This is a genomic window from Enterovibrio nigricans DSM 22720 (assembly GCF_900167155.1).
GTDB classification, from domain to species: domain Bacteria; phylum Pseudomonadota; class Gammaproteobacteria; order Enterobacterales; family Vibrionaceae; genus Enterovibrio; species Enterovibrio nigricans.
The window spans coordinates 15346-36154 of record NZ_FUXU01000035.1; the positions used below are offsets into that span (position 1 = coordinate 15346).

18 protein-coding genes and 1 pseudogene are annotated in these 20809 nt (G+C 45.0%); 12 read left to right on the forward strand and 7 right to left on the reverse strand.

All coding sequences use genetic code 11. The annotated features are described in order from the left end of the window. Window positions 1–30: 30 nt before the first annotated feature. The 6 genes and pseudogenes from B5D35_RS13240 to B5D35_RS13265 all read right to left on the reverse strand — a co-directional run bounded on the left by B5D35_RS13240 (window position 31) and on the right by B5D35_RS13265 (window position 6923). Window positions 31–1221, reverse strand: a pseudogene (locus B5D35_RS13240) (NnrS family protein). Window positions 1222–1330: 109 nt separating this feature from the next. Next, the gene (locus B5D35_RS13245; protein ID WP_078753038.1) at window positions 1331–2242 is read right to left on the reverse strand and encodes an ABC transporter permease; all 912 of its coding nucleotides are present in this window, start codon (window positions 2240–2242) and stop codon (window positions 1331–1333) included. A gap of 41 nt (window positions 2243–2283) precedes the next feature. Further along, window positions 2284–3252 (reverse strand): ABC transporter permease, encoded by a 969-nt coding sequence (locus B5D35_RS13250; RefSeq protein ID WP_078753039.1) that lies wholly within the window; start codon window positions 3250–3252, stop codon window positions 2284–2286. Continuing rightward, window positions 3249–4262: an ABC transporter ATP-binding protein gene (locus B5D35_RS13255; protein WP_078753040.1), complete on the reverse strand. Its 1014-nt coding sequence runs from the start codon at window positions 4260–4262 to the stop codon at window positions 3249–3251. Before B5D35_RS13255 ends, B5D35_RS13250 begins: the two co-directional genes overlap by 4 nt. Before the next feature lie 9 nt (window positions 4263–4271). Continuing rightward, a complete protein-coding gene (locus B5D35_RS13260; protein ID WP_078753041.1) occupies window positions 4272–5219 on the reverse strand; it encodes an ABC transporter ATP-binding protein in 948 nt (315 codons plus the stop codon). Between the two features lie 33 nt (window positions 5220–5252). Next, on the reverse strand, window positions 5253–6923 hold the full coding sequence (locus tag B5D35_RS13265; RefSeq protein ID WP_244556591.1) for a peptide ABC transporter substrate-binding protein: 1671 nt from the start codon (window positions 6921–6923) through the stop codon (window positions 5253–5255). Between the two features lie 444 nt (window positions 6924–7367). Here B5D35_RS13265 and B5D35_RS13270 point away from each other — a divergent pair, with 444 nt between their 5' ends. The 5 genes from B5D35_RS13270 to B5D35_RS13290 all read left to right on the forward strand — a co-directional run bounded on the left by B5D35_RS13270 (window position 7368) and on the right by B5D35_RS13290 (window position 14378). Further along, entirely contained in the window at window positions 7368–8672 is a 1305-nt protein-coding gene (locus tag B5D35_RS13270; protein ID WP_078753042.1) for a GGDEF domain-containing protein, read from the forward strand. Then, window positions 8669–10744 (forward strand): EAL domain-containing protein, encoded by a 2076-nt coding sequence (locus tag B5D35_RS13275; RefSeq protein ID WP_139367766.1) that lies wholly within the window; start codon window positions 8669–8671, stop codon window positions 10742–10744. The genes B5D35_RS13270 and B5D35_RS13275 overlap by 4 nt, the downstream gene beginning before the upstream one ends. 166 nt (window positions 10745–10910) lie before the next feature. After that, window positions 10911–11402, forward strand: coding sequence for a TetR family transcriptional regulator (locus B5D35_RS13280; RefSeq protein ID WP_078753044.1), 492 nt, complete (start codon window positions 10911–10913; stop codon window positions 11400–11402). A gap of 304 nt (window positions 11403–11706) precedes the next feature. Further along, a complete protein-coding gene (locus B5D35_RS13285; RefSeq protein ID WP_078753045.1) occupies window positions 11707–13245 on the forward strand; it encodes a hypothetical protein in 1539 nt (512 codons plus the stop codon). A 251-nt stretch (window positions 13246–13496) separates the two neighbouring features. Continuing rightward, entirely contained in the window at window positions 13497–14378 is an 882-nt protein-coding gene (locus B5D35_RS13290; protein ID WP_078753046.1) for a hypothetical protein, read from the forward strand. A 103-nt stretch (window positions 14379–14481) separates the two neighbouring features. Here B5D35_RS13290 and B5D35_RS13295 read toward each other — a convergent pair whose 3' ends face one another. After that, window positions 14482–15315 carry an alpha/beta fold hydrolase gene (locus tag B5D35_RS13295; RefSeq protein ID WP_078753047.1) on the reverse strand — a complete coding sequence of 278 codons (834 nt, stop codon included), beginning with the start codon at window positions 15313–15315 and terminating at the stop codon, window positions 14482–14484. A gap of 561 nt (window positions 15316–15876) precedes the next feature. On the opposite strand from B5D35_RS13295, the gene B5D35_RS13300 reads away from it, so the two are divergent. The 7 genes from B5D35_RS13300 to cdd all read left to right on the forward strand — a co-directional run bounded on the left by B5D35_RS13300 (window position 15877) and on the right by cdd (window position 20750). Beyond that, window positions 15877–16134 (forward strand): type B 50S ribosomal protein L31, encoded by a 258-nt coding sequence (locus B5D35_RS13300; RefSeq protein ID WP_078753048.1) that lies wholly within the window; start codon window positions 15877–15879, stop codon window positions 16132–16134. 3 nt (window positions 16135–16137) lie between these two features. After that, window positions 16138–16278: a type B 50S ribosomal protein L36 gene (gene ykgO / locus B5D35_RS13305; RefSeq protein ID WP_078753049.1), complete on the forward strand. Its 141-nt coding sequence runs from the start codon at window positions 16138–16140 to the stop codon at window positions 16276–16278. A 168-nt stretch (window positions 16279–16446) separates the two neighbouring features. Next, the gene (gene sbcB, locus B5D35_RS13310; RefSeq protein WP_078753050.1) at window positions 16447–17871 is read left to right on the forward strand and encodes an exodeoxyribonuclease I; all 1425 of its coding nucleotides are present in this window, start codon (window positions 16447–16449) and stop codon (window positions 17869–17871) included. A gap of 125 nt (window positions 17872–17996) precedes the next feature. Then, on the forward strand, window positions 17997–18509 hold the full coding sequence (locus B5D35_RS13315) for a response regulator transcription factor (RefSeq protein WP_078753051.1): 513 nt from the start codon (window positions 17997–17999) through the stop codon (window positions 18507–18509). Between the two features lie 159 nt (window positions 18510–18668). Next, the gene (locus B5D35_RS13320) at window positions 18669–19016 is read left to right on the forward strand and encodes a CidA/LrgA family protein (RefSeq protein ID WP_078753052.1); all 348 of its coding nucleotides are present in this window, start codon (window positions 18669–18671) and stop codon (window positions 19014–19016) included. Continuing rightward, window positions 19016–19717, forward strand: coding sequence for an LrgB family protein (locus B5D35_RS13325; RefSeq protein WP_078753053.1), 702 nt, complete (start codon window positions 19016–19018; stop codon window positions 19715–19717). The genes B5D35_RS13320 and B5D35_RS13325 overlap by 1 nt, the downstream gene beginning before the upstream one ends. Before the next feature lie 145 nt (window positions 19718–19862). Next, window positions 19863–20750 carry a cytidine deaminase gene (gene cdd, locus B5D35_RS13330; protein WP_078753054.1) on the forward strand — a complete coding sequence of 296 codons (888 nt, stop codon included), beginning with the start codon at window positions 19863–19865 and terminating at the stop codon, window positions 20748–20750. The last annotated feature ends 59 nt before the right edge of the window (window positions 20751–20809 follow it).

The window sequence follows — 20809 nt, forward strand, 5'->3', positions numbered from 1 at the left end:
GTATTGAGTAGGAAGATTTGCGCATGAACGTCAACCTGGATGGCCGTCTGCTCGCGGACGTGCGAGCATCGGACCGAAGCGAAACACAAAGGCACCGAAAGCGATACACCAACCTACCATCGCGAGTATCACTCACTCTTGAAGGTAAGCAGGATAAAATATCGGCCCAGCAACGCGAATGGCAGTAGCAAGAAGCAATGCGATGAAACCAAATGCGAAGCTTGGCTGTTGGTAAATTGCACGACCCGTATGCCCTAAGGTCACTCGCGCAATCATCGCGAGAATGACACCGCTCAGCGCACCCATTGCGATTAAATGCATTAGGGTATGCGAAACCCAAGCATTGCTGACAAACGCAGCCTTCAGAAGTAAGCCCAATGGCAACGCAAAATAAAATGCATGTAAACTCCACACCAACGGTTCCGAGCGCGATTTAAAGCCGTTCCAACGATAAAGACGCACGGCTTGCGCTGTACCTGCAATGGTCATGAATGTCACTGTAAACCACGTAGGTATCAGTGGGAAGAAACTCAAAATTGCCAATAAAATCAGTGGTAAATTTGCACAGACTTCCAACCAAACAATGGGCTTTTTCGTTTCTAGTCCATAACGTTTAGCCGTAAAAAACGGAATTACGCGCCCTCCCATGATGGAAATGAGCAACATGAACCACCAAATCATGGCTTGCCATAATGCATTGGCACCAAAGGGTGGCATGCCTTTTATCGTGGCGTAACTGGTAAGGTTTGCCACTAGCGCAATCAGCAGCATGGGAATGAAGAAAAGATTTCTCCAGCGCTTCGCCGCGATAACGCGATACCCAACTTCAACACCAACAAAAAGGAGGAAAGCAGCATCCACGACGGCAATTAACGCTAAAGGTGCCTCTGTCCAGAACAACACCCGTGGTGTGATCCACAGTCCCACAATAAGGGCCAACCTAAACCCCGAGGTACCTTTTATCCCTGTCCATGTCTGCACGGCGGTCAAAAGAAAACCTGCAACAACGGCAATCGCTACGCCAAACAGCATTTCATGGGCATGCCACCAGATTGCGGGAACTTGCAAAGGCAGATTGGCTTGTCCTTGCGTAAACATCCAGCTCCAAAGAACAATCGTTAGCACTGCATAAACGCCTGCGAGTAAAAACAATGGACGAAAACCTAATCGCAAAATGGGCGCAGTTCTTTCTTCTTTTTGCCTGTCAACGATGTTTATCATGGGGTTAGGTCTCGGATACTTTAAACATATATATACTTTACATGTTTAAAGTAATATAAAAACCACTCAATTTGTGCGTGATTTGTTCAGACATTCGTTTGCTGAGACATTAAACGATTGATTTTGGATCTAGCGCATCTTGCAAGGCATCACCTAGAAAGTTGAATGCCATCACCGTAGATAGAATGGCAACCCCCGGATAGATAGCGAGCCCTGGTGATTGCCAAATCACTTCCTGGGCATTTTGCAGCATATTACCCCAAGACGGTGTTGGCGGTTGAATACCAAGCCCTAAAAACGAGAGAGCACTTTCCAATAAAATGACGCCACCAACGGCCATCGTGGTCGCGATAATCACCGGAGAAAGCACATTGGGCAATATGTGTCTTCGCATAATGCGCCAAGGCGATGCACCATAGCCTACCACCGCTTTAACATAATCTCGCTCTCTCACTGAAAGCGTGCCAGACCGCACTAACCTCGCAGTGATTGGCCACCCAAATAACGCAACAATGATAATGATACGAATAAAACTCGCATTTTCACTCTGCACCCAACTTTGCGGTAATCCCAGCTTGTTCATGTCCACCGCTGCGAGCACAATCATTAAAGGCAATGTCGGTAACGACAGTGTAAAATCTGCCACGCGCATCAATATTGCATCTAATTTTCCGCCAAAATACCCCGCACACACACCCACCAGCGTGCCAACAATGGCCGTCGCGAACGCGGAGACTAAGCCCACCATCAAAGATACCTGGCCACCGTATAGAAGGCGCAGAAAGACATCTCGTCCCAATTCGTCTGCTCCCAGCCAATATTGACTGCCCGCAGGTTCAAATCTCGCAAAAAAGTTCACGTTGAAAGGGTCATTTCCCGACCAAGCCGCGATCAGGGGAGCGCTGAGACAAAGCAAAACGAGTAACAGGATAAAAACCGCGCTGACAAGCCCCGCTTTATGGCAACGAAATCGAATCCATACCAATCGCCAAGGCGATAAACGTACACGGGGTACTGGCATCAATTGGGCTACCGTTTTTTGGGGAGAAATCGTCGGCCGACTCAAGATGAGACCCCTTTCGTCAGCTTGATTCTGGGATCCAGTTTGGCATAGGCGACATCAGCAAGAAAGTTGCCAAGCAATGCTGTAAACGTAATCACCATCAATCCCAATAACGCAAGGTTGTAGTCATTCCCCATAATGGCATCAAAGATCAGTTTTCCCATTCCGGGCCACGCAAAAACAGTTTCCGTAATTAGCGCCCCGGAAAGCAGAAAGCCAATGTCTAAAGCAATGATGGTCACCAATGGGATCATTGCATTTCTAAGCGCATGTTTGAAAATGACGCGCACTTTAGAGGCCCCCTTCGCCTCTGCAGTTCGGATATAGTCCTGTCGTAACACATCCAACATCGCCCCACGAACAAACCGTGAATGGCTGGCAACACTTAATATGGTCAGGGACGTAACAGGTAAAACAAGATGTTTAAACGCTAACCAGAACCCGCCACCTTCTGCTTCACCGGTTCCTCCTGCGGGGAGCCAACCTAAAGTCACAGAGAAAACCAGAATAAGCATGAGTGCGAGCCAAAATGCAGGTGTGGAAAATCCCATAAAAGCACCAAAACTGATAATATAATCCACCCATGTCCGGTGTTTGATCGCTGCAAACACCCCCACAGGAATAGCAATGGCCAGAGAAATCATTGTCGAAATGCCGACCAGTTTTACCGTGTTCCACACCGCGGGTAAAAGCACATCTTCTACGGGTTTGTAATACAGCCGGGAATAGCCAAAGTCGCCTTGCACCGCCGCGACTAACCAATTCCAATATCTGTCTAACAATGGTTTATCTAAACCTTGTAAAGCTTTAAGGCGAGCAATGTCTTCTGAGGTCATTTTCGGGTCTGAAGTCGCCATGAGGTCAATGGGGTCACCAGGCATCAATCCAATCAATCCGTAGGACACAAACGACACCAGCAGTAGCACCAGCAAGCTTTGCAATGCACGACCGAACAAATACGGCATCATAAGGAAACCTCCCCGATTTCGTTCCCGCTAACATCTCCCTGCAAAACAGGAAAATGACAAGCAACCTTATGGCTTTCATCACTGAGTGCCGATATTGAGGGTTCAATCCGTTTGCATTTTTCCGTTGCCTTTATACACCTAGGATGAAAAGAGCACCCGCTCGGCGGGTCAATCGGACTCGGAACATCACCTTGCAGTGCTAACCCGCGCTTTCGTCTCCCTGCGCCTAATTGCGGTACGGCAGCCAATAACGCTTGGCTATATGGGTGAGCGGGATGGGCGAAAAATGTCGCTCTTGGGGCCTGCTCAACCACCTTACCCAAATACATAACAACCACAGTGTCTGCGAGATAATTGACCACCGCCATATCATGACTGATGAACAAAAACGCCAACTGATGACAACGTTGAAGTTCAACAAATAAATTCAAAATCTGGCTTTGTACCGACACATCGAGGGCAGAAAGCGGCTCATCAGCGATGATAAGAGAAGGGTCCAAAATCAACGCTCGCGCGATACAAATACGCTGCCGCTGGCCGCCTGAAAACTCGTGCGGGTAACAGTCCAGCACTTCTTGTCCCAGCCCCACTGAATTCAACACATCAATGACTTTGTCACGACGATACGCACTATCACCAATACTGTGTGCCGCCAAGGGTTCTCCCACCAACTCCGCTACAGGTAATCGAGGGTTAAGCGCTGAATAGGGGTCTTGAAACACCAAACCTAATCGACGGCGTAATGCGCGGAGCGAAGTGCCTTTCAAACCCGCGGTATTGATGCCATCGAATTCTACCGACCCTTTTGTCGGCAAATCGAGTAGCGCAGCAATTCTTCCTAAGGTTGATTTCCCGCACCCAGACTCCCCCACAATCGCGACAGTTTCACCACGATGAATAGAAAGTGAAATGTTATCTACCGCTTTTAGTACCTGAGCTTGATGACGCCACCCGTGGGTATCCCTGACGACATAATGCTGGCTGACTTGATTGAGCGTTAATATTGTCATACCCAGACCTCAAAGATGGTGGCAAGCAACCGTGTGTTCGGGTTCGACATGCACATCCTGAGGCTGCACAGAGAAACACAATTCGGTCGCTTTGTTGCATCGACTCGCAAATACACAACCGCTATTCCGCTGTTCTAACGGCGGCACAGATCCGGGGATCGCATATAAGGTCTCGCGCAATAGTTCCATGTTTGGCAGGCTTGAAATCAACCCTTGAGTATAAGGGTGCTTCGGATTGGTAAACAAAACATCAGAGTGCGCGTGCTCCACAATCCTTCCCGCATACATCACTATAACTCTTTCCGCGATCTGGGAAACCACGCCAAGGTTATGGCTGATAAACATGATTGCCGTTCCCGTGCTGTCTCTTAGCGCCTCAAGCAAATCGAGCACCTGCGCTTGCACCGTGACATCGAGGGCGGTCGTCGGTTCGTCCGCAATGATCAATTCAGGCTCGCATGCGAGTGCCATGGCAATCATCACTCTTTGTCGCATTCCCCCTGACAGTTCATGAGGATATGCATGATATCGAGTGTGAGGGTCTGGAATATGTACCCTTTCTAACATCATTAACGCATTTTCTTTGGCTTGTGATTTATGACAACCTCGGTGAAGTTCGAACATTTCCGCGACCTGATCGCCGATATTGATAACCGGATTCAAGGCTGTCATGGGTTCTTGAAATATCATGGCGATGCCATCCCCACGTATTTCTCGCCACATAGCATTATCAAAAGCCAACACATCGTGCCCTTGAAACAAGATTTCGCCGGATACATGCATCACTGATGGTTGAAGCCCCATCAGTGCAAGAGAAGTTAAGCTTTTACCGCACCCCGATTCCCCAACCACACCCAGAATTTCGCCTTTATTTATACGAAAGGAAATATCGTTAACCGCTGGTAGCCCACGGAACGTAACGTGCAACTTGCGTACATCCAGAAGCGTTTCCGACATCTTTTCTCCTATTTCCTCTTCCCGTGTTAATCATTATTCAGCGCGATACCATTCTTCTATCCAATGTGTGGATGGAAACATGTGCCCGGTTGGTGTTACGCCGCGCAGCCAAAGCGGGAGCACAAAACTGTCTGAGCGAAAATACAAAGGAATAGCGGGGAGATCATCGGCATAAATACGCTGAATATCGGCAAACAATGTTTCCCGCTTGTCTTCATCTAACGCGACTTCTATCTCATCGAGCAGTTTGTCCATTTGCGGGTTTTTATAACCTGCATAATTTTGACCACCCCAATTGTTCGATTCTGTGGGGATATTTTCTGAGTGAAGGGTTGTTTCTGGTGGGCTTTCGGGTGCGGAATACCAAGCGAACAGCGCCAGCCCTTTGTGCTTACGCTCTTTCAGTGTCTGACCAAAAAACACGCGTGCAGGTTGATTATTGATCGTGACCTGTATGCCCATTTGCTTCCACTGAGACTGTAAAACTTGCTGCACTAATTCACGGGTTTTATTGCCCGCCGTGGACATCAACTCTAACTGAACGGCTTGCCCATTTTGGTCAACCAATATTCCATTTTTAGTACGGTATCCGGCCAACTGAAATTGCGCTTTAGCCGCTTTAGGGTCATAGCTATAGGTCACCACATCATCAGAAAAACCAATGTCTCTTGGGCTGGTATCGGTGTGCGCCAAAATCTGCTTACCTTCAAAGAGCTTGTCGACTAAAAGTTGCCTGTCGATGCTAAGTATCAACCCTTTTCTGAAGGCTTTTTTGCTGAGGTGCGGGTTATCCAAATTCACATCAAGATGCTCATACAGCAACCCTGGCTCATAAAGAAATTGGTATTTACCTTGAAGTCTGTCCTCCATTTTCAATACCTGATCGAGAGTTAAACCAGACTCTCCCGCGATCATATCAACTGACCCGGATAACAGATGGGCTTCAAGTGCCGCTGTATTCCCAACGGTCTTGAAAGAGATACGGTCAAAATACGGTTGTTTACCGTTCCAATGTGTATTTTTGGTGACGTTAATAAAACTGCCCGTCGCATATTTTTCTATCCGGAAGGGACCGTTGTACAGCCCCAAGGTTTCTGGTGCAGTTACATACCGTGTTTTCTTGTCATAGTTTTCGGGGTCACTGCGGTAAATATCGCCCTCGACGTGATCGGGCATTGCAGAAGGCACCAGCGTTCGATAATTAAATACGCGCTTGTTTAGCAATACGGTAAAGCGCTGGTCATCCAGAATCTCAAGTCGCTCGATGGTCTGATCTTCCTCGAAGCCTGGGTTGCCTTTCACCCGCTTATCGGTGGATATCTGATAGCCAAGAAGCACATCTTTTGTAGTCAGTGGTGTACCATCCGCCCAAAACAAATCTTTCTTGAGCTCAACAGAGAGTTCAATGCCCTCCCTGCCATCTTCTAGGCGCACTTTTTTCGCCAAACCATTCTCAAACGTAGGGACATTGATGCACAAATGGCAGATGGGTTGCCATTCTTTGCCATAGATCATCATAGGTCGCCAATAGACTGACTGGACATAACTGCCTGCAACAGAAGAGTCCAAGACCGGATTTAAGCCCGTGGGATACTGACTTATCCCGATTTTCAACGTATCGGCTGTCACGGGAGAGAAGAAAGGCATCAGAAAAAGTGCACAGCCAAGCTGTTTTACCCAATGGAAAAGACTGTTATTTACCATATCTCGCCCCTAGAAATATGTGACACCGTCACAATCAAGTTGTTCACCAAACGCGCATTTTAATCATAGCTAATTTAGATAGTTAGCCACTTAAACGTTAGGATTTGCGCTTGATTCTTAGAACCAAGTAACTTACACAAGCTGTTTCAGTAAATTCAGTGATAAAACACGTTAAATATGACCGATTTTTCCTTCAACGGACGCTTGTCCGATTCACTTCAAAATGCTCGAAAAACCTCCGCAGCGCACTAATTAAGCGGCTACGCGTGAATATGCACCTTTTCACGTACATGACGCGAGCATTTGAATCAATATTTCTCATCATGTCCATTGAATTTATTCGTTGAAACAAAAGAGAAAAGGTATAGACTCCCCCGTCCCTAAACAAGATCTAAGTCACATTTTTTAGACAGCCCTTACAACCTGAATGGACATATGACGAAAATGAGTTTTCGCACCAAGGTAGAGAAACTAGACCTCTTCTCTTTTTTGAAAGTCTGCATGCTCTCACTGTTGATCGTTTCGACCTGTTATCAGGGCTACAATATGTTCCATGCAGGCCGTCTCGCTACCGACATTCAGGACAGCTTTACACGCATTTATTCCTCTATCCGTCGCTTCGGATCCTATTACAATAATGCGGAAACAGAAGTTCTCGCAAAAGGCCTTCACCAGTTTGGCGATGTAGGTGTGGTTGTAAAAGACAACAATACAGAGGTCAAATCGCTAAATGAAGGCATCACAAAACTTGGCTCTCGCCTTAAAACTTGCGTGCCTCAAAGTATCTGGACGATAGCGGTTTTTGAGAACCCGAGTTTCTACGCACACTTCAGTCCGTTGCGTCCTAGCTATCAGAAGGTTTTTGAGAAGTACACGCTCAACGATGTGATGGCCCGCATCGTCACGCGCGAAAAACTTGACCATACCTATCAAGAATTTTATGGATGTAACATAAGGATCACTGAGCCTTATATTGAAGATGAGACGGGTGAACGTATTCGTTCTATTTACTACCCCGTGCACAATAAGCAGTCTTTAGAAGCACTTGTGGCTGTCGATATTAAAGAATCATTCATCGACTTACAGATCCAAAAATACAACGACGAGTACAAAACCACACTAAACGGTGATGACATCAATAATGTCTATTACGAATTGGCGCACATGCCATGTTCGGATGGCCAGTATTTTGGTGTCGGAGTGCGTTACATCGATGTGCTAAAGAAATCGATCATCCCAGCATTGCTCATCGCTATGCTAGTTCAATTGACACGAACGGTAATTCGCAGATACGAACATTCCATCAAGCATGATGAAATGACGGGCTTTTATCGTCGCGATTTCTACGAACCAAAGCTGAAGCGCATGCAAAATTTCGCCATGCTAATCATCGATATTGACCATTTTAAGCAGATAAATGACTCATACGGTCACCGTAAAGGCGATGATGTCATTCGAGAATCAGCAAACTTAATTCAGCACCTAATACGCAGCGGCGATATCGCTATACGCTGGGGAGGAGAAGAATTCATTCTGCTTTTCAAAAATATGGCACAACAAGATTTGCAAGAAAAAGCAGAGAGTATCCGTGCTGCTTTTGCGGATCAAAAAACGGCGGGACTCAGTGTCACTGTCTCTATCGGCGGCGTATACAGCACTGATTCAACATTTGGACGATGCTACAAAGCTGCAGACTCAGCACTGTACGAGTCCAAACATCGTGGACGTAACCGAGCGACCATCGCGTGAAATACTATTTATCAATACCACAGCCGACATTTACCCATCGTGTTTGCTACGTGTCGCTCGCACTCGCACTCACGTTACTGAGTACAGTATTAGCCAGCTTTTCTATGGGAGAAGCCTCCTCGTTTCAGCTTCTGTCTGTCACCGCAGGAACATTTGTCGCCTTAACGTATGTTTATGGTAGAAGCGGTATTTGGGGGGCATTTCTTGGGTTAGTGTTTTACTACAGCTTTATTAACATCAAACCGAGTGGTATTGGGTATCTGTATACACTGATAGTGACGGCTGTGTTGATGTTGTCAATGCGAGTGATTGACAGCATCAAACACCATCAGCATGCAACAAAGTTTGTGTTTGGGTACTTTGTGTTTCTTGTGCCTGGCGTTACAACAATGCTTATGGCAATACTGGCCCCAAATGCACTAGATCGTACATTGGCGCTTCACCTCTACTTGACCGATTCTATCGGCATACTGATCACTGCCCCAATCATTGCAGTCGCGATTTGCAGCACACACAAGATTTGTAATCGCCAGCATCTTAAGAAATTGCTTAACGCGACACCGCCACCACATCTGGCATGTAAGGTCATTCTCGTCACCACCATAGTGATCGTGTTAAATCAATTGGGACACGAGCATGTAGACACCTACCTGTATTACTTACTTCTGGCGCCACTGGTCATTCTTGCTGTACTCAACTTTTCAGAGATGACGCAGATTATTCTCATGATTATTGGCTTCAATTTGTTGATTCACGGCCATGATGCAACCGATTTAAGAGATCTTAACAACAAACTTGCTCTATTTTTAAACTTTTCACTGATCATCTACATCATGTTGGATTACAAGTCTTCTCTCAGAAAAGAAATAAAAGAGAATACCCAGAGACTGTATATCGATAAACAAAGTAATTTTGGCTCCTATCAAAAGCTTGAAGCCGACACGGAAGATAAGCGCAACTTTATTGTTGCAGCCCTAGATTTAACGCCCGCGTTCAAATACCCAGCGGATAAACGAGACAACATTCTCCGCCATATCTCAGCGTTTTTTCAAAAGGAGACCCACTTACTTGACCAGAGTTTCATCCTCTATGATGTGTCGTCACTCATCATTATTACCGACGACAGCGAACACTCAATAACGAAGCTCGCCGAAATCCCATACAGGCTAAATGCCGCAATGCGAGATAAGTACATCAATTTCAGTACGGATCGGATTTTCTATTGCCTGTGTTCGAAAGGAATACGCATCAGGCATGCAGTAACACGCCTGAATACCAACATGAGATTGGCTGAGAAGAACGCCACCACGACGTTGATTAACTGTGACAACACAGACCATGAGCGCTATATCCTGATGCTTGAAGACCTCAGTGACGATAACATCAATATCTTGCGTCAGAACTACTTAGACTGTGTCGATCCGAAAAAACGACGCTTTGAACTTTTGTCACGATTTTCAATTTATGACGAAATTCTCAATACGGGTCTCGTATTTCACTGTGCGCAAAAGCTCGGTCACATGGAAAACCTAGAGAAAAAAATACTCTTTAAACAACTTCAATACATCAAAAGCCTTGATGTGACGAGTTATGAAACAGCATCAATCAATCTAACACCGGATTATTTATGTAACTCCAGTGCTATCCGAGCCATGCTTGCGTTCGTAAAACATCAGCACATTCCACCCCATCAAATTTGCATTGAGGTGGTCGAATCAGGTGTTATTGAAGACCAACAACTGCTCGTTGATAACCTAAACCGACTAAAAAAAGCGGGATTTAAAATTGCATTGGATGACTTTGGTGCTGGGCACTCAACCTTTAATCAGCTTCTCTCAATGCCCATAGACATCGTAAAAATTGACGGAGCATTGGTCAGACACTGTGATAACGATTTTGTGAAACAACAAATCATAGAGAACTTACGTACCATAACCAAGGTAACTGATATCAAGGTTGTAGCAGAGTGCGTAGAAACCGAAGAAGAACGCCAATTTTTGATGTCTATAGGTATCGACTATTTACAAGGTTATCTTATCCATAAGCCAGAAATAGTGAACATCTTCGACTGACCCGCAGACAAAATCAAAGGGGCAATTCACTGAAATGTTGGAGACACGGTGAGTGAAAAAGAGCGGTTTTGTGAGATCGGTAACCGAGTTAAAGCCAGATATTGTAGATAAAATACCGTATTTTCTGAATAATCAGGCCTAACATCCAGCCGCGATTGATAGATGAATGGGTAGAATCACAGCGCAGGAAAAAGAAAGTAACAAAGCGAAATATGACGCTATTATTTTCGACCTATTTATAAATGAAGGCTGGCGGGCGGTTACATTAGATCGTGTAGCCAAAGAATGTGGCATTAGAAAATCCACCTTACAGGGTTATTACAAGAGCAAAGAACACTTTGCGTACGCGCTTCAGGGAAGAACCTATCCCCTCTTTGTCGAACAACTTAATTTCACGTCCCAAGACCTGTTTGTTGAATCGTGGTGTGAGTTACTAGACAGGAGCCGCATCTTTAGAGAAGTTGTCGCTATGTTACTGGATAACCTCGTACACAAAGGTGGTGGCCAAGGCGTTAGACAAGCACTTCAACGTATCACCAATCAACTTGCGAAAAGCATGACACTTGATGATGCAAATAAAACAATACATCATGTGTTTGGTGCGACCCTATTCAACAATTCCTTCTTAGAACACCAGATAACCACTTCTGAGTCTTGATCTCCACGCCTCATTAAATATTATTACGTCCAAGGACGCTAAGTAAATCGCTGACACATAAATGCTCACTGTTGAAAGCGATTTTCCTCAATATTCATCCTGCGAATATCTGTAGAACGTAGTCGTTCAATCATATATCCAGCAAAAATCCGTCTGGACAACATTTGTCATTAGACAATTCCGTCGATGTTTTCGCGGACTATTCAATTAACATCCAAAGATAAATACAAAAATAAAGTCAACCTTCAATAAAGCCGCCTTACTTTACTATTAATGCGTTCTAGGACGCATAAGAAGGACACTCATGAAAAAGTTTTTATTTGTCGTTTTAAGTACTTTGGCACTCATTGGCTGTGATGATGACAGTAGCACGAGCAGTGACAATGATGTTATCTCACCGGACCCTGTTGAAGTTAACGCGCTCGTCTCTTCCCCCACCAATGCAGAAGATGCTGGCTTGGAAGAATATTACGGCCACGCCATCAATCCCGTTCCCATCACTCCTCACGAAGTACCCGACCACCCTTTCATGTCAAAAATTAAATCAGGTCTCCACTTCGACCATTACAATTCCGACGTATCAAACAATCTTGGGCCTTTGGGAGAAGGCGAATTAGACATTAAGACATGGCAAATATCTCCCATTGTCTCAGCCTGCCCTACCGTGATGTTCAGCGAAGAAGGCGACTTAATCACCGTTTGTATTGAAATCAATCAAACAAGGTTGTTCCTGCTTGACCAATACACACTGGAAACCAAAGCTGAGTTCCTACTTCCTAAAAAACAAAACCCAGGCGGAGGAGATTCCTCAGGAGGAGGATATGTAAGAATGGACGAGCAAAATCGTGTTTTGGTCAATAACACCGATGACACCATTCGATACATCGCTCTTGAAAAAGATGAGGATGGCGAGTACGAGTTCGTTGAAGAAAAGGTCATAGATATATCAGCAAAATTGAAAAATGCTGGCCTCACGGGATACCTGAACGACGCTAATCCAGATCACGAAGGTCGTATTTGGTTTACGTTGGGGACTGGCGAAGTTGGTTACATCGGTCCCAATGAGTACGTACTTAAATACCATGATTTTGGGGAAAGGTTACAAAATCAAACTGCGATGGATGCTGAAGGTTTATACGTTGTCACATCGGGAACGACGGTAAACCCAGACACGGGTTGGATATCAAAACTCGTGACGGACCAATATGGAAACTTAGTGATTGATTGGACTTCTTCCTATGATAATTCCGGCGATGGCGTATTAGCCAAGGTATCGGGAACAACGCCTACCCTGTTCGGCCTAAACGATAATTATGTTGGAATCGCCGACAATGCGAGAAACCAGCTACACGTCAACGTATATGATAGGGCGGATGGTCGATTGGTATGTTCCGAGCCTGTATTCCCAGCAGGTAAAGGCGGAGCGGAAGACTCAATGATTGGTTATCAAAACTCGCTCGTCATCGCGAACACCGGTGGATACGATTCAGACAACCCTCTAATGACGCATAATGGTTTAGCAAAAATCACAGTTAATGATGATGGTTTAAGCTGCACCAAGGACTGGGAAAATCTTGAGTTTAAACACACCGCAGTCCCTGCGTTATCAACAAAAACCGGGATGATTTACACCTACCCCATCCATGCAGGCAAAATTGACAATACAACGTTCTCCTATTACCTAGCGGCAACAGATTGGTTTACCGGTGAAACCCAGTTTCAACGTTATATTGGCTCCGGCCCGCAATTCGACGATCTGATGCAATCGGTCACATTGGCTGATGATGGCGCATTTATCGTTACAACGAAGAATGGCATCGTGGTTGCGAGAGAGAAACAGTAAGAAAACCAAGAACAGCCATTTGGCTGTTCTTGTATTTCGTTACTGAACAATGTTCGCGCTCTTATAATAACACTCAACGCATTTAAACATTAAGTTACGAAATAGAAGGTGTATCTCATGTGAATTTAGCCTTTTATTACCCATATTAAATACATCTTTATTGATATATATCTAAAAACCCAGCGTTTTGGGGCCATAATAAAAGGACATTGTGATATGTAAGGAGCTTAAACGTTTCCATGGACCCCTAGATGTTACATCCACGAAAAATTGAACCCGTAATTATTGATGAAGATAATATCGCGAAGATCGACGATATGCTTCGTCACTTAAACTCAGAAATTTCCGTTTCAATGTCATTTGTTCGTCGTGCAAACAGCATGTCTTACGAGCAGCTTTATGAAAGAATGACAGGCATTAAATTTACCACGCTTAAACGATATTTTCAGCAAAGCTACTCATCAATAAAGCCACTCCATTTTCTCGCAGCACTTTTTTGGGTATTGATGGTACCTATGACGTCTTTCTACCATGGTTTGAGGATAAAGGAACACTATCGGGGTATGGATGATAACGCCGTTGACGCTCTGCTTTCTATTGGACGCATACCCAGTTATCAGTTTGATACCGCGTTAGACTTAATAACCAGTTTTATGAAAGGCGAACAGGAAAGAGAGTTCCGGGCGTTTAGATCCAAAATCGAAGCAGAAAATGAATGTGGTGAATACAACAACTTACTTCCACCAGAAAAGCTCGATATAAATCTCTTTGCCATTGACTATTATCGTTCAATCGCTATCACAATGAAGCGTTTTAGAATGGAAAACAAACTGTCACACAGTACGATGGCTCACGTGCTGGGTATGTCACTCTATCAATATGGCGCGTTGGAAGACGAGCGTCGGACGGTGCAATTTCCCGTTTCTCTAGGCGTTAGAGCCAAAATTGGCTTTATGAAGAATTCCCACGTCGAATTTACCAGTGAAATGACACATTACCCCGAGTTCCACCGTCTGAGGCAGTCTCAGCACATCCGCGATATGTTGATTGTTGAAGCCATGAGACTACTTACAGAAAAGCAAAAGGCCCCAGTAGCCAGCATTTTAAAAGAGATTTCAACGCTGTGCCTTTGATAAGGTTCACGCCATTCTCCAAAAAGAAGGACAGCCATTTCGTTGACGGATAACGGCTGTCCGCTCTTAGAGTAAAAACACGAGGTTTATTCGATCAGGCGTCTTACGCGATCAAGGTTCTCTCTGCCATCACGAAGGATTTCGCCCTTTCAATCATGGTTTCGGCGACGACTTTAGGGTGCTGAAGGTGAATAAAATGATCCGCATTTTTTATCGTCAGAAATTGACTGCTAGGGAGACTATTTGAAAATTGTTTAGCCTCATCAACCGTCACATAGGGATCCGCTTCGCCAACGAGTACCGTTGTTGGTGTGCGAATGCCTGACAAGTCTCTCGGTGAATAAACAAACAAACGAACCGTGTTTTCAAAAAACATGTCAATTCTTTCACGCTGCAGTTTGGATACGCCCTTTTCAGTCGCTTTGATAATCGCAGAGTTACGCGGAATTTCAGGGTCCTCAACGGTAAGTGACTTGGTGAATAACGAGGCAAACTCTTCCGTATTTGGTTGAAGAGCGGCACCAAGAATGACCTTCGTTGCGGGACGGCCTGACACAGGTACACCTGGCACACCACAACAGACGGACATCGAAAGGACATTTGGCCATATTTTACACAACTCAACCGCCACCGCGGTTGCATAGCTAAACACGATGAGGTGAACGGAATCTAATTGCTTATGATTGATAAACTCAAGCAACATCTCTGATTGATGCTGGATACTAAATCGCGAATCAAGAACACTCGTTTGCCCTGTACCGGGTAACTCAAGCGAATAACAATTAACGTATTGTGAAAAATGTTTTGAGTACCTTTCTACCGACTCTATATCCTGCAATGCACCGAACATGAAAATAACTGTCTGACCAGTATTTTCATTTGGGTGGAAGCTAAATCTAAAGGTATTACCATTCAAAATAATTTTTTCAGTTTTCATTATCTATCTCCTTGTTATGGAGATAGAAATGTAAGGGCGGCGGCAACTAACCGTAAATTATTTTTGTGTTAGATAAAAACACCCCATCACCATGATACCTTGTGGCACCATAAGATACTCCCAATATGAAAGTGATGGGGTAACATTTGATTACAAACAGTATTTTAATAAATTCATTAGTTAGTTTCGCCAACAAAACTGGTGGTTTTAATGGCGTAAATGCCCTTTTAAATTCAGTAAATTTGCGAGGTAAATAACATTATTGACTGGCTGGTAACTACGTAAAAACGGAATATCTGTAAATATATTGTTTCAATATATAAATACTAAATTGAGTCCCTGTATTCTCATTTGAAACCTTCGTAATTAGCAAGCAATTTACGCGCTCACGTTAGGTCATAAAATCGCCCCACGTTAACATGCGGCCGTCTTTAGCCTCTGCTTGCACACCTGCCTCGCGAAACCTAAAGAACACAAAATTTTTCCCCTCCCAATTGTCGTCTCATTTGACAACCACATACAAATTGTTATGTTATAACATAACAATCAAGGAGGCGAATTATGAAACCAGATATACACCCTGAATACAGAACCGTCGCGTTCCATGACACCGGTGCGGACAAGTACATACTTGTCGGTTCAACCGTACAGACTGCCCGAACCGTGGACATAGAAGGTACCTCTTACCCATATGTGACACTGGATGTGTCTTCGTATTCCCATCCGTTTTATACCGGCAAACAGAAAGTAACAAAACAAGATGGTCGCGTTGCACGTTTCAATCAGCGTTTTGGCGCAAACAACTTAAAGGCAAAATAATCAATGAAAGTACTCAGCTCGCTAAAAAGTGCAAAGATGCGCAGTAAAGACTGTCAGGTGGTTAAACGACGCGGAAGACTTTACGTTATCTGCAAATCCAACCCACGTTTCAAAGCCGTGCAAGGAAGAGTGAAACGTAAATAACTAAACATTGGAAATGCCGAGAAAAACACAGGGGCTGACCCTTATCCTCAATCAGTCCCTGTTTTCTGCACAACCGATGCTTTCAAGCTGACATCTCCCCCTTCTAACAAGATTTTTCCTGACAACTACGATAATATCCAACAGTCAATCAATCCTTTGGAATACACCGTGGCACAATCCAACGAACCTACATTCTTCTTCTACGATTACGAAACATTTGGTACCAGCCCTGCCCTTGATAGACCTTGTCAGTTCGCAGGTGTACGAACCGATAAAGATTTGAACGTTATTGGCAAACCATTGGTTATTTATTGCCAACCACCAAATGATTATCTTCCACAACCTGAAGCATGTTTGATCACAGGGATTACGCCGCAAACGGCCATGAGACAAGGCCTGACAGAGCCTGAATTTATCGCCAAGATCCATGAAGAACTCTCAGTGCCCAATACCTGTGGTGTCGGTTACAACAACATCCGATTTGACGATGAAGTCTCTCGCTACACACTCTACCGAAACTTCTTTGACCCCTATGGCTGGAGTTGGCAGAACGGTAATTCCCGTTGGGATTTGCTTGATGTCATGCGCGCCGCGTATGCCCTTCGCCCCGAGGGTATCGAATGGCCAGAGAACGATGAAGGACTGACCAGCTTCAAACTGGAGCACTTGTCCGTTGCCAATGGTATTGAACACAGCAATGCACACGATGCCATGGCGGACGTATACGCCACCATTGAAATGGCAAAGAAGCTGAAAGCCGCACAACCCAGATTGTTTGATTACCTCTACACACACAGAAATAAAAACAAGCTGACACCACTCATTGATGTGGTTTCTATGAAGCCATTGGTGCATATCTCGGGAATGTTTGGCGTTGAGCGTGGAAACACCAGTTGGATTGTGCCTGTTGCATGGCATCCAGATAATAAAAACGCGGTGATCACAGTAGATTTGGCACGAGACCCATCACCACTTTTTGAGTTAGACGCCAGTGCACTCAGAGAACGTCTGTACACAAAGCGTGACAATCTAGGATTAGATGAGCTTCCGGTTCCTGTAAAACTGGTGCACATAAACAAATGCCCGATTCTCGCTGAGGCGAAAACGTTGCGACCAGAAGATGCCGAGCGCTTAAACATCGACAGAGCGGCGTGCCTTGATAACCTGAAAAAGCTTCAAGCTCATCCAGAAATCCGGGAAAAGTTGGTTGAACTCTTTGCGGAAAAACGTGAATACGATGAATCAAACAATGTGGATGCTGCACTCTACGAAGGCTTCTTCTCTCCTTCAGATCGCTCCACTATGGATATTATCAGGCAGACTAAGCCAGAAAATTTGCCCGCTTTGGATATCCAGGTTTCAGATTCTCGCATTAAACCACTTCTTTTTCGTTACCGCGCACGTAATTACGCGTGGACATTAACTGAGCAAGAACAAAAGCAGTGGCATTTGCATCGTCGCGATTTCTTTGAAGAAAATCTGCCTGCCTACATGGCAAATTTAGAAGCACTCGCTGAACTCTATCAGGATGATCAAAAAAAAATCGGCGTCCTAAAGTCTGTTTATCAGTACGTTGAGTCACTCGTTTCTTAATAAATACAAACAATTAGATCGCATATCTGTTTGGTGACCAGAAACAAACGTCGTTGAAATTTCAACGACGTTTCATTTGAATTTTTGTGAATTGCGTCCACACTTTTTAAATAGTAAATGGTGTTTTGGATGAAAAAATGGTCACAAAAGTAAACAGCAGATGTTATCGTTTTTCTGACGTCGACTTTGAACCTGAGTCGCGAACGCTGTATTGGAGAGACTGCTCCGTCACGACATTGACCTACGAAGAATGTCGTCTGTTAGAGATGCTCTGCTACCACGCAGGGCAGGTCTTGTCTGCGCGTGTCCTTTACACATCCACATCGCTACCTGACACAACGTTTACCCAACACCAAAACAGCTTATGTGCATTGCTCGCCAAATCGTATCGTCAGGGTGAAAAGGTACTGCCTTTGGATGTCGTGGGTGATCATGGCTATCGGGTTGCTTTGCCGCAAAAAACATACCAGCGGGAAGTGGAACCTGTGCCTGAGCCTTCAGAGCCTGATGCGTTAGACCTTACGCTGAACCTGCCAGACATTCCGGCTGAGCCACCCAAGAATAAAAAAGCCATTGGTATATCAATTGTTTGTGTTTCACTTGTCAGTACAGCTGTTGCGGCCTTCCTTCTGTTCTAAACCTAGTTTTTCGCGGCACTCTTCAAATTAGAACCTCGTGATATTGACTCGGCCTAACTAGCATCAAACATTATGTGCAAAAATATTCAGCGAAAAGACGAGATTTTTTTGCGATCAACGTACTAAAATTGTCGGGTCACTTTCGAGAGAGTTTCCAACGTGAAGTACCTGCTAGGCCTCGTCCTCATATTCATTTACTACCTGATAGGCACCCTCCTAACCAAGGCCCTTCATCTACCTATGCCAAGTAGCATAATTAGTATGTTACTTCTATTCGTGAGCTTAACATCAGGCATCGTTCCTGCCCGTTGGGTTAAAGATGCTTGTACCCTGTTGATTACCGTTATGCCGCTATTTTTCATTCCCGCGAGTATGGGGTTGATGGACCATTTCCACCTGCTTATCTCTGAATCCATGCCGCTTCTTGGGGCTACGTTGGTGAGTTCAATCACGGTGCTAGTCGTGATGTCAAAAATACTTGATAGGTTTCATAAGGAGGCAGAGTGATGTGGCTGGTAGCGACCCTCGTCGTCTATTTTGTGGCACGACAGATTGCACTTAAAGTACGGCACCCAATCTGTAATCCGTTGTTATTGAGCTTGTTGGTACTTATGCCTGCTGTTATCTATTCCGGCGGCACATATCACGAGTACTTTGAGCAGAATGAAGCCATCAATTTTATGCTTGGCCCGGCCGTTATCGCACTGGCCTACCCACTGTATGAACAAATGCATGTGATTCGGCAACATTGGAAAATCATTCTTGTCGCCTGTCTGGCAGCGTGTCTTGCTTCAATGATATTGGGGGGCGGCTTTGCACTTTTAACCGGTGGCAATTTGAAGATCGCAGCAACCGTTCTGCCAAAATCCATTTCAACACCTTTTGCGCTGAGTACAGCAGAGCAAATTGGAGGGATTCCTGCAGTATCGGCTGCATTGGTGGTCCTAGCTGGGCTTTTTGGCGCGCTTATTGGCTACCCGTTGCTAAACATCATGAAAATTAAATCACCATTGGCTCGGGGCCTTTCAATTGGTGCTGTTTCACACGCAATTGGTACGGCAAAAGCTGCTGAAACTAACTATCAAGAAGGCGCACTTAGCTCCTTGGCTCTCGTGATATGTGGCATCATGACGACCATTCTCGCGCCTTTTGTCTATCACCTAACAACATGGTTGCTCTGTGATCAGCTCTCGATGTGCCTCACATGAAATCGAATACATGTGAGATCAACCTAAATAATGTAATGTAATGTAATGTAACGCATAATTGCATTACTAGAGTGATCAGCATCACATTAAGTTGTGCTATTTTGCCGATAGAATACTTGCCCATATACCAAATAACGGAGCTGCCATGCGAGCCAGCATTAAAGAAGCCATTTCGGGCCTTTCTTCTCCTTTGAAAGAAGAAATGGAAAAGATTGTTAGTTCCCCTGTTTTCGATGCCACTATCAGTCCTGAAGACTTTACGTCGCTTTCACTCGTCACAGGCCTTTCAGATGCGGATTTACGCGTTGCATTGCTGCCAGTTGCAGCAGCCTACTCCATCGCCCCTATTTCCAAGTTCTACGTCGGTGCGATTGCACGCGGTACGTCGGGCCGTCTTTACTTTGGCGCAAATATGGAGTTTGAAGGCGTTCAATTGAGCCAATCTGTGCATGCAGAGCAGTCCGCCATTAGCCATGCGTGGATTAAAGGTGAAACAGCAATAACCGACATGACAATCAACTACAGCCCTTGTGGTCATTGTCGCCAGTTTATGAACGAATTGAACGGTGCCGATAAGCTGGAAGTGCAGTTACCAGAACGTGACGCGATGTTACTTCACCAGTATCTGCCAGAGCCTTTTGGCCCAGCAGACCTTGGCATTGAAGCGCCACTCCTTGCGCCGGTAAATCATGGTATGACAGCGCATGAAGATGATGCCCTGATCCAAGCCGCGATGGCGGCAACAAACCGCAGTCATGCGCCTTATTCGAAAAACATCAGTGGTGTTGCGATTCGTGATAAAGCGGGCAATATCTTCTCTGGTATGTATGCTGAAAATGCTGCGTTCAACCCTAGCTTGCCACCGCTACAAGTGGCAATGGTGGCGATGAATCTAGCAGAAGTTCGACACGAAGATATCCAAGACGTGGTTTTGGTTGAAAAGGCCAATGCAGTCATTAGCCATCTTCAAGACACACAAGCGGTTTTGGAAGCGCTTAACCCCGACATTCCACTGGCTTATTTGGCGGTTTAACGCCTCCGCTCAGACAATTAATCAACCAGTAATCAAAAAAACGCCAGTCAATCTGGCGT

Bases quoted from the DNA above. Each gene is read 5' to 3' on its own strand.
- B5D35_RS13295 (WP_078753047.1), bottom strand. From the start codon at position 15,315: ATGAAAACTGAAAAAATTATTTTGAATGGTAATACCTTTAGATTTAGC.
- B5D35_RS13300 (WP_078753048.1), top strand. From the start codon at position 15,877: ATGAAACCAGATATACACCCTGAATACAGAACCGTCGCGTTCCATGAC.
- B5D35_RS13325 (WP_078753053.1), top strand. From the start codon at position 19,016: ATGTGGCTGGTAGCGACCCTCGTCGTCTATTTTGTGGCACGACAGATT.
- B5D35_RS13280 (WP_078753044.1), top strand. From the start codon at position 10,911: ATGGGTAGAATCACAGCGCAGGAAAAAGAAAGTAACAAAGCGAAATAT.
- B5D35_RS13265 (WP_244556591.1), bottom strand. From the start codon at position 6,923: ATGGTAAATAACAGTCTTTTCCATTGGGTAAAACAGCTTGGCTGTGCA.
- B5D35_RS13255 (WP_078753040.1), bottom strand. From the start codon at position 4,262: ATGACAATATTAACGCTCAATCAAGTCAGCCAGCATTATGTCGTCAGG.
- B5D35_RS13260 (WP_078753041.1), bottom strand. From the start codon at position 5,219: ATGTCGGAAACGCTTCTGGATGTACGCAAGTTGCACGTTACGTTCCGT.
- ykgO (WP_078753049.1), top strand. From the start codon at position 16,138: ATGAAAGTACTCAGCTCGCTAAAAAGTGCAAAGATGCGCAGTAAAGAC.
- B5D35_RS13250 (WP_078753039.1), bottom strand. From the start codon at position 3,252: ATGATGCCGTATTTGTTCGGTCGTGCATTGCAAAGCTTGCTGGTGCTA.
- B5D35_RS13285 (WP_078753045.1), top strand. From the start codon at position 11,707: ATGAAAAAGTTTTTATTTGTCGTTTTAAGTACTTTGGCACTCATTGGC.
- B5D35_RS13290 (WP_078753046.1), top strand. From the start codon at position 13,497: ATGTTACATCCACGAAAAATTGAACCCGTAATTATTGATGAAGATAAT.
- B5D35_RS13245 (WP_078753038.1), bottom strand. From the start codon at position 2,242: ATGCCAGTACCCCGTGTACGTTTATCGCCTTGGCGATTGGTATGGATT.
- cdd (WP_078753054.1), top strand. From the start codon at position 19,863: ATGCGAGCCAGCATTAAAGAAGCCATTTCGGGCCTTTCTTCTCCTTTG.
- B5D35_RS13270 (WP_078753042.1), top strand. From the start codon at position 7,368: ATGAGTTTTCGCACCAAGGTAGAGAAACTAGACCTCTTCTCTTTTTTG.